Annotated in this window: 8 protein-coding genes and 1 tRNA gene; 6 read left to right on the top strand and 3 right to left on the bottom strand. The window is 58.1% G+C overall.

What is annotated here, in order from left to right:
* Nucleotides 1-321 (top strand): RNA polymerase sigma factor (locus B3M53_RS05165; protein ID WP_286799719.1); only part of this gene is annotated, 321 nt, incomplete at its 5' end.
* Between the two features lie 207 nt (nucleotides 322-528).
* Here B3M53_RS05165 and B3M53_RS05160 read toward each other — a convergent pair.
* Nucleotides 529-1,656 carry a tyrosine-type recombinase/integrase gene (locus B3M53_RS05160; protein ID WP_273146880.1) on the bottom strand — a complete coding sequence of 376 codons (1,128 nt, stop codon included), beginning with the start codon at nucleotides 1,654-1,656 and terminating at the stop codon, nucleotides 529-531.
* 136 nt (nucleotides 1,657-1,792) lie between these two features.
* Between B3M53_RS05160 and B3M53_RS05155 the strand changes: the two genes are divergently transcribed.
* From B3M53_RS05155 to B3M53_RS05135, 5 genes are all read left to right on the top strand, one after another.
* Entirely contained in the window at nucleotides 1,793-2,725 is a 933-nt protein-coding gene (locus tag B3M53_RS05155) for a hypothetical protein (protein ID WP_286799718.1), read from the top strand.
* Between the two features lie 234 nt (nucleotides 2,726-2,959).
* The gene (locus B3M53_RS05150) at nucleotides 2,960-3,196 is read left to right on the top strand and encodes a hypothetical protein (RefSeq protein ID WP_286799717.1); all 237 of its coding nucleotides are present in this window, start codon (nucleotides 2,960-2,962) and stop codon (nucleotides 3,194-3,196) included.
* A complete protein-coding gene (locus B3M53_RS05145; protein WP_273146876.1) occupies nucleotides 3,193-4,200 on the top strand; it encodes a hypothetical protein in 1,008 nt (335 codons plus the stop codon). The genes B3M53_RS05150 and B3M53_RS05145 overlap by 4 nt, the downstream gene beginning before the upstream one ends.
* A 680-nt stretch (nucleotides 4,201-4,880) precedes the next feature.
* Nucleotides 4,881-5,345, top strand: coding sequence for a hypothetical protein (locus B3M53_RS05140; RefSeq protein ID WP_273146874.1), 465 nt, complete (start codon nucleotides 4,881-4,883; stop codon nucleotides 5,343-5,345).
* A 439-nt stretch (nucleotides 5,346-5,784) separates the two neighbouring features.
* Complete coding sequence (locus B3M53_RS05135; RefSeq protein WP_273146872.1) at nucleotides 5,785-5,925, top strand: hypothetical protein; 141 nt, start codon at nucleotides 5,785-5,787, stop codon at nucleotides 5,923-5,925.
* Between the two features lie 230 nt (nucleotides 5,926-6,155).
* Here the strand turns inward: B3M53_RS05135 and B3M53_RS05130 are convergent.
* Nucleotides 6,156-6,232 (bottom strand) — tRNA-Arg (locus B3M53_RS05130).
* A 171-nt stretch (nucleotides 6,233-6,403) separates the two neighbouring features.
* On the bottom strand, nucleotides 6,404-7,477 hold a 1,074-nt coding region (locus B3M53_RS05125; protein WP_286799716.1), incomplete at its 5' end, for a methyl-accepting chemotaxis protein.

Genomic DNA, 7,477 nt, shown 5'->3' with positions numbered 1-7,477 from the left:
TGCCGCGACGAACAGCGAAAGGCGCGCGTGCGCCGCTGGATCAGCCTCAGTCCGGTGACCAGTTCCGGCGCAGAATGGGACGCGCCGCAAGACACCGCCGACCCGGAACGCGCAACGGCCGACCGAGACCAGCTCAAGCGGGCGAAGACGGCGATCAGTGCTCTACCAGATGGGTTAAAGACCCCGCTCATCCTCACCGCCTTCGAGGGGCTCACTATGGCCGAAGCCGCCAAAGAACTCGGCCTTACGGAGAAGGCGGTGGAGAACAGGCTATACCGGGCGAGAAAGAGATTAACCGCAGCGCTGATCCGCAGAAATTGATTAGCCCTTGTGCGGTTCGGGGTCGCATTCAACGGCCGCTGAAGAGACCCTCGCGTCCTCGCTAGCAAATTTCGTTGCACGCCGCAGCTCTTTTCTGACACTCCGCGCAGCCGGACTATAAACAATCGCAAAAGAAACCCGGCTCAAAGAGCCCGGTCCTTCGGGTGTAAGCCACCCCTGAAATCGATTTGACCCATATGGGGTCGATCAGCCTTCAAAGAGCTTCGCCGAGATCGCATCAACCGCTGCGGCGTCGGCCTCCGGATCGCGGAAAAGATAGCCGTAGATGTCGAACGTGACCTGAATGGAGCTGTGGCCCATCAACTCCTGGATGCGCTTGGGCCCCATGCCCTGCTCGATGAAGAGCGCAGCAGCTGCGTGACGCAGATCGTGGAAACGAAAAGCGGGCTTCTCGACCTTTCTGCCGGTGTTGCCAACGACCTCGGTCGTCAGGCCGATAGCCCTCATCGCCGGAATGAAGACACGTTGCCTGATGTTCGAACCACTTTCGACATTCCCGTTGCCGTTCGGGAAGACGAGGCCCTTGCCTCCGACCGGGCACTGCAGTCGCCACTTTTTTAGCTCGAGACCGAGGACACCACTGATCGGGATGTCTCGATAGCCGCTAGCCGACTTCGTGCCCTTCACTGATCCGTCTGAGCGGCTGGCCTTGCGCACGCGGATGATGCGGTTATCAAAGCGGACATCATCCCATGTCAGAGCGCGCAGTTCGCCCAATCGCATGCCGGTCAGCATCGCGGCCATCAGAAGGACTTGCCCCTGGTCATCCGTGTTCGCGAGTAAACCGCTCAACTCATGTCGCTCCGGCATCCGCTTTACATACGGTTCGGCGCGCGGAGCCTTGATCGACTTGTCGGCTATGATGTTACGACCCACGAGGTTACGGCGCTGCGCTTCCTTGATCACCCGGTTCAGCGTGCCAAGCACGCGTTTGGCCATGGCCGCCGACCGCTCTTCGACGACGTCGTCTAGAAATTCTTGGATCATCGGCTCGGTGAGCTTGGTCAACAGCACGTGGCCGAGGTGCGGTTTTATGTAGAGCCGGACGTGCTGCTCGTACTGGTCCTGCGTGCCCGGTTCGAGCGCGCGGACCGAAGCGCTTCCAAGATGCAAGTCTGCTGCCTCGGTGACGGTACAGGTGGCCTTGTCGTGGACGAACGTGCCCTCGCCAAGCTGGCGGCTAACCTCTTCTAGAAAGGCTTGCGCCTCTTTTTTCCGTCCGAAGTTTTTGTATCGCCATTTGCCCTGAGTGTCCTTGTACTTCGCCGTCCAGCGTTTCGCACCAGCGGGGGTGGTGATCGAATAAACTGCCATCAATTGTTCCTTATTGTCAGTCAGCGTTGATTTCCTATTGACGCAGATAACAATGTTAGGCATACATTCCCGCGCCGCCCATCGAACAGTCCGGTGGGCACGCGGATACATTCCATTGTCTATGAGAGGCGTCAAGATGAGTTTGCTGGACAGAGAGAAATTTTCCGATCCCGACTGGGTGGCGGACCAGCTACGGCTGGACTGGCGTGAGCGTCAATTCTTGACCGATGACGAGGCGACCGGCGCACCGCTAAAGGATGTGGCGACGCGCAAGGGCAAGGCAATCGCTCACGGTGGCGGAACCCTGTCTCGGTTCGCGACCGAGGCGGCGCTCAAGCACCTTCAGAGCGCAGGATGGATCACTTGCCAGAAGTCTCGCAAGATCGACCTAGACACCTACACGCCGGTACGCGGCTGGATGCGGCTGTGGGAGCTGGATCAACTGCTCAAGGCCGAGATGGTTATGACGTTGGCGGATTTCGCCGACCTCTCGTTCCTGCGGCTTGCTGATCTGCTTGCGGCCGTGCCTGGACCGCAACTCGATGAAAACGGCGATCCGATACCGCTGGCGATCAGCCTCGCAGAGCAATGGGTCGATTATGTGCTCTACTGGTTCGGCCTCGACAGCGGTGATGCCGCTGCGCGACGGGAAGCAAAGCAGGGAATCTCTGCAGCGCCTGCGAGCCAGATTGGTGCTGATCGCTCCCAGGACGCCCGGCTTCTTCTAATCGACCGACGCTGGCTTTTTGCGCGAGTACGCGATCTCCCGGACAGTCTTGGCGAGCCTGAGCTTGGTAAGAACAGCGAAAAGCTACTGCCTGGAGACGGCTGGCTTTTGCTCGCCGACATCCGCTCGCTTCGGTCCGCGAATTTCGACCTCGACTGGCTTCTGCACGCCTACCAGAGACATCGGACGGACGAGGGTACGTTTTTCTACACCTTCACAGACTCGCGCTGGGACGAGGCGCAGACCGCTCGCAAGCATGCGGCGGTCCGCATCGAACTCAACTTAGCCGAGCCACTGCGCCGCTTTATCCACCGCAACAGAAAGGAGGTTGAAGAACAATAAGTTACCTACCGCCTTGACGCTCTGAAAAGAACTCGCGCAAGGATCAAACCTATCTGAAAACCATTATGAAGGGAGCTTCAAAACTCAAATGCTAAACAAGAAAATCATCGACGGTGAGTACATCGCCGCTCTCCTCAACCTTGTCCCCCACCCGGCCCGCGATCTCCAATTGGCGTCGATCAATCATCAAGACCATACCGCTCACGAGGGGGAGGTCACCTGATGATCATGACAATGACTACTGAACTGTCCCAGGCCTTGTGCGGTGGCAGCGACTATCTCTGGGGCGCTAAGGCTATAGCCGAGTATCTCGGCCTGTCTGAGCGTCAGGTCCGTTACGCAGAAGAACGTGGCGAGCTGCCCATCGGGCGCTCTTGCGGGAAGCTGTTTGCTTCGAAGCGCTTGCTCGACGGACACCTCGAAGAACTCGCCTCCGGACTGCAAGGGTACAAGGAAGGAGGTGCGGCATGAGTCTCGACCTGATAGAGCGGATTCGCACGACCCGTCGCCGCATCCATGAGCAACTACGCCCTAACCAGCCGTTCATTGAAGAGAGGCCGCCGAAAGGGGGCGCTCATGAGCGCTTCATGCGTGACAATGATCAAGTGGTGGTCGCTGGTACGGCGATCAATACGAAGGAACGCGCTCACTGGCTTCTGAAGGCCTTAAAAGTTCCCCTTGGCGAAGATGGGCTGCCGCAGCAGGAAACGGATATGGAGGCGAAGCTGAAGCGTGAACGCGCGAGCAGCTGGATCGACAGGAATGGCGATCTGGTCCATGCGCCGCCACGTGCTCGTGATTGCTTCGGGCTGCCGCGGTTCGCCAAGCGGAAGTGGAAATGCGACGATTGTAGACATAGGGTCACCTGCCAAGACGTTGTCGATGCTCGGCTAACCTTTGGAGGGCGCCAGCAGTTCGACGAACTGCTGGACGAGAACGGTCGGTTCAATCCTATCAATGCCGGTGCTCTCGGGGCTATTTCCATCCTTCGCGGCTGGGAGCCCCAGCTCGGAGACTGGCGCCTTCGTCGCGACGTTGAAGTCCAAGCGCGGTGGCGGCAAAAGATCGAAGAAGATGCGCTCGAACACAAGCTTGCATCCAGCATTGAGCGGCAGAAGCGTAAGGACCAGTTTCAGGCGCTGGTGGCGCAGTCCCTAGACAAAGCCGCAGCTGAATTTGAATCCAAGGAGATCGAGCAGAAGCTCACCCTCCTTGCGTCGTCTGGCTGGGTTCGCAATGCCTCGACCCGCCGCGCACTGACTGACCAGTTCGACCGGACCTGTGCGGTATGGAAAGCGGAAAAGACTGTTGTGTTGGCTGGAAAGTCACCCGACAAAAGGGGCTTCGTCGCAGAGGTCGCCAAAGCTTACGCCACCATCTCCGGTGATAGCCGAACTATGCAGTCTTGCCGCAGCACCGTGCAAGGAGCCTTGAATGCTCTGAACATACTTCGCGAGGCCGGAGAAGATGTGTAAAAAAAGCGGAGGGTGAAATGCCCTCCGCACACCTCCATGGAGATCAAAAACGGTACCGAAAAAGCTTCTTCTTATATATAGTATTATATTATATATAATAATTACTATAATTATATTTATAATTTATTATATAATAAACGAGGCCAGATTCGGTACCGGCCTTATCCACCCAACACTGACTCTTCTTTACAAGGCGCAATACTAAGCCATCCCTCCGGTCGAGACATATCCGGTCATGGCATTCGGTCAAACCAGAGAAGAAAACACCTCATTCGCATTGCAGCGCTCTTGGCTCTCCTGTTCACCCTCCCGGTCTCCGGCTGCCAGAGCTTCGTTCAGAATATCTATGACAAACAGGAGCGCCATGACCTGCCCGGCATCGAGGCTTTGTGAGCTTGCATCCACGGCCAGGAACGCGAACGCATCGAGCGGAAAAACCTGAAATCAGAGCGTGGCCCCTTAAAATGCCGCCATTCGCCCCTCAGAAGCTCACAGAGACGCGTTCTCCGCCCCGGATAGACATACCTACCCGAAGCAAAGAATTGCTCTCAGCGGCCATCTGAGAGCGAAATTTGGGAATTAGCAAAATATAGATTTCCCAAGAGACATTCACATTACTATGAATACACTTTCCTTCGCGACGCAAATTTACGCGTTTCTATTTAAAGCTGAAGGAAAACATGAGAAACTCCAATTTAGATCGCCATCAAGACATCAATGACGTTGATGCGAGCTCTGCGCTCGCCGAATGGCTGAACGAGAACCTGAACGAGCGGTCGGGCCTAGCAAACGACGAGATCGCCACAGAGCTTGGCTATAAACGCGCCAACATCTGCGCAATGTGGAAGACCGGAAAGGCCCCCATCCCGCTTCACGCGCTGAAGCGGATCGCCCAGCTCACGAACACGCCGTTGGAACAGCTCTTTCCGATGTGGGTAGAACAATACGCGCAGGAGAAGCGCATGAAGGCAAAGCCCTACAGGGAGATGCTTTCGCGGATCGTCACGCCCGCCGAGTACAAGCTGGTTGAAGCTGTCCGAGGAGGCGGCCTAACGTGCGAACACCTGACCGACGACGAAAAGCACATCCTGTCGCTGATGCTGATCGGCCCGACAAGGCGGGCGGAGCTGTTCAGGGAGGACTAAAGGGGATTACAAGGCCGGAAGCTGAGGAAAGTTGTATAGAAGTATCGGTTTTTTCTCCGCTTTCGGCACTCCTCGGCAACCAGCAGCATCGCCACTCGCACCCTGCTGATCTTGGGCGCGCATTTTGAAGTCACCAGCTGGTCTGAATAGCAAACCGCGGCATGCACCCTGTGAGCCTCTAGCGAGGGTCAAAGGTGTGTAAGTCTGTTTTCTAGATTGCTGTGATGCGCATTCACGCGTCACAAAGCGCTTTATCGTAACGTCGCGTCGTTATTGTCGCCCACACACTCGGGAATCGCATAGTCCTTTAACTCCGCGCTGAGGCTGACCATTGGCCACGCTGACACATGGCGCGGCAACAAACCGAAATCGACGTGCAAACCAAGATTTCGCGCGATAGGGTCCCTGAAAACACCCAATTCGCGAGTCCGCAGACCACATGACTGATAACCTGGCCAGCCTGATCTATTCCCTGACCCCTGAAGATGGCTCCTCCATCGGCAACGGCGCGATGATTGCGCTGAGATTGCAAGCGCCTTACAGGCTTCCCGAAATTGGAGAGTTCCTGCGAGACTTATAATGGCCTGTCTGCAATTAGCGCTTTTTCGCAGACGAGAGGCGCGCTGAAATAGTTTTGCGCGCAAGCTAATCACACCATTCCATGCAGCATCCGTGCAGCACGGAGCAGCCGTCGACGCGTGTAAGTCGTTGGAATCGTGTGGAACCGTGCAGCACTCTGCAGCAGGTAGCGCTCCACATCCCCAACGGGCATCGCAACGCGATAAGCGTTTGATTTTATTTAGGGAAGAATGGCGCGCCGGGGAAGATTCGAACTCCCGACCCCCAGATTCGTAGTCTGGTGCTCTATCCAGCTGAGCTACCGGCGCCTGTGTCGCTTGCGGGAGCGCGTTGCGTCCCTGTCGGCGAGGCGCGGAAACTAGCCAAGGGATTTGGCCTTGGCAAGCGTCCTGACTGCGCTTTTCTCACCTTTACTGCAAACGGGCCGGCCGCAGCTGAGACCTGGGGTCTCTTCACTGCGACCGGCCCGCTGAAAAGCCTTACGCTGCGCGGACAGCGGAGAGGAATTCGCGCACCCGGCTGGCCAGCCCGCCCGCTTCCTGGCGGACAGTGGCGGCGGTTTCCTGCACGGTGCCGGCCTGACCGCTGGTCTCGTCCGCAGAGCGGCTGACCTGTTCGATATTGGCGGACACGCGCTGGGTTTCAGACGCTGCGCTCTGCGCCGAGCTGGCGATCTCGTTAGACGCTGCCCGCTGCTCGTCAATGGCCGCATTGATGGCCGAGGCCACGTTCAACATTTCCTCGATCACGCCGCGCACTTCATCCATGGCGCTTTCCACGGCGCCGGTGGCGGACTGGATCTGGGTGATCTGATTGGAGATCTGCCCGGTCGCCCGGCCGGTCTGTTCGGCCAGCGTCTTCACTTCACTGGCCACCACAGCGAAGCCCTTGCCGGCTTCGCCGGCGCGGGCCGCCTCGATGGTGGCGTTCAGGGCCAGCAGATTGGTCTGCTCGGCGATGTCGGAGATCAGCTTGACCACCTGGTCGATTTCATTGGCGGCGCTGGTCAGTTGGGTCATCTCGGAGGAAGCGCGCTCCATCCGGTCCTTGGCCTGGCCCGACACATCGCTCGAACGTTCGACCTGGGCCGCGATCTCGGAGACCGAGGCGGAGAGTTCTTCAGCCGCCGAGGCCACCGTGGCCACAGCTTGGGACGCCACGGCGCCGGCGCCGGACACTTCGCCTGCGCGGCTGGTGGTGTTGGCGGACGCGCCAACCAGCACTTCAGCGGTCTCCTGCAGCGCGCTGGCGGACATGGTCACCGCTTCCAGCGTGCGTTCCACTGCAGAGTCAAAATCAGCCGCCAGGGTTTCAATCTTGCGTGCGCGTTCAGCCTCGGCCTCGGTTGCGCGTTGACGCTCTTCTTGCAGCTTGAAGGCTTCCTGACCGCTATTGCGGAAGGTCTCAAGCGATTCAACGATCGAACCGAGTTCGTCTGCGCGCTTGAGAGAAGCCACTTCGACCGCGAAGTCGCCGCCCGCCAGTTTCTGTGTGGCGTTCGCGATCTTTTTCACCGACTGGCTGACCGCCCGGCCAAAGCCGAAGGCGACCCC

It is taken from the genome of Oceanicaulis sp. UBA2681 (assembly GCF_002354675.1).
In the GTDB taxonomy this organism is placed as follows: Bacteria; Pseudomonadota; Alphaproteobacteria; order Caulobacterales; family Maricaulaceae; genus Oceanicaulis; species Oceanicaulis alexandrii.
This window is presented reverse-complemented; position numbering and strand designations above follow the sequence as displayed.

Coding starts and splice junctions, on each gene's coding strand:
- B3M53_RS05160 (WP_273146880.1), bottom strand. CDS start 1,656: ATGGCAGTTTATTCGATCACCACCCCCGCTGGTGCGAAACGCTGGACG.
- B3M53_RS05155 (WP_286799718.1), top strand. CDS start 1,793: ATGAGTTTGCTGGACAGAGAGAAATTTTCCGATCCCGACTGGGTGGCG.
- B3M53_RS05150 (WP_286799717.1), top strand. CDS start 2,960: ATGACTACTGAACTGTCCCAGGCCTTGTGCGGTGGCAGCGACTATCTC.
- B3M53_RS05145 (WP_273146876.1), top strand. CDS start 3,193: ATGAGTCTCGACCTGATAGAGCGGATTCGCACGACCCGTCGCCGCATC.
- B3M53_RS05140 (WP_273146874.1), top strand. CDS start 4,881: ATGAGAAACTCCAATTTAGATCGCCATCAAGACATCAATGACGTTGAT.
- B3M53_RS05135 (WP_273146872.1), top strand. CDS start 5,785: ATGACTGATAACCTGGCCAGCCTGATCTATTCCCTGACCCCTGAAGAT.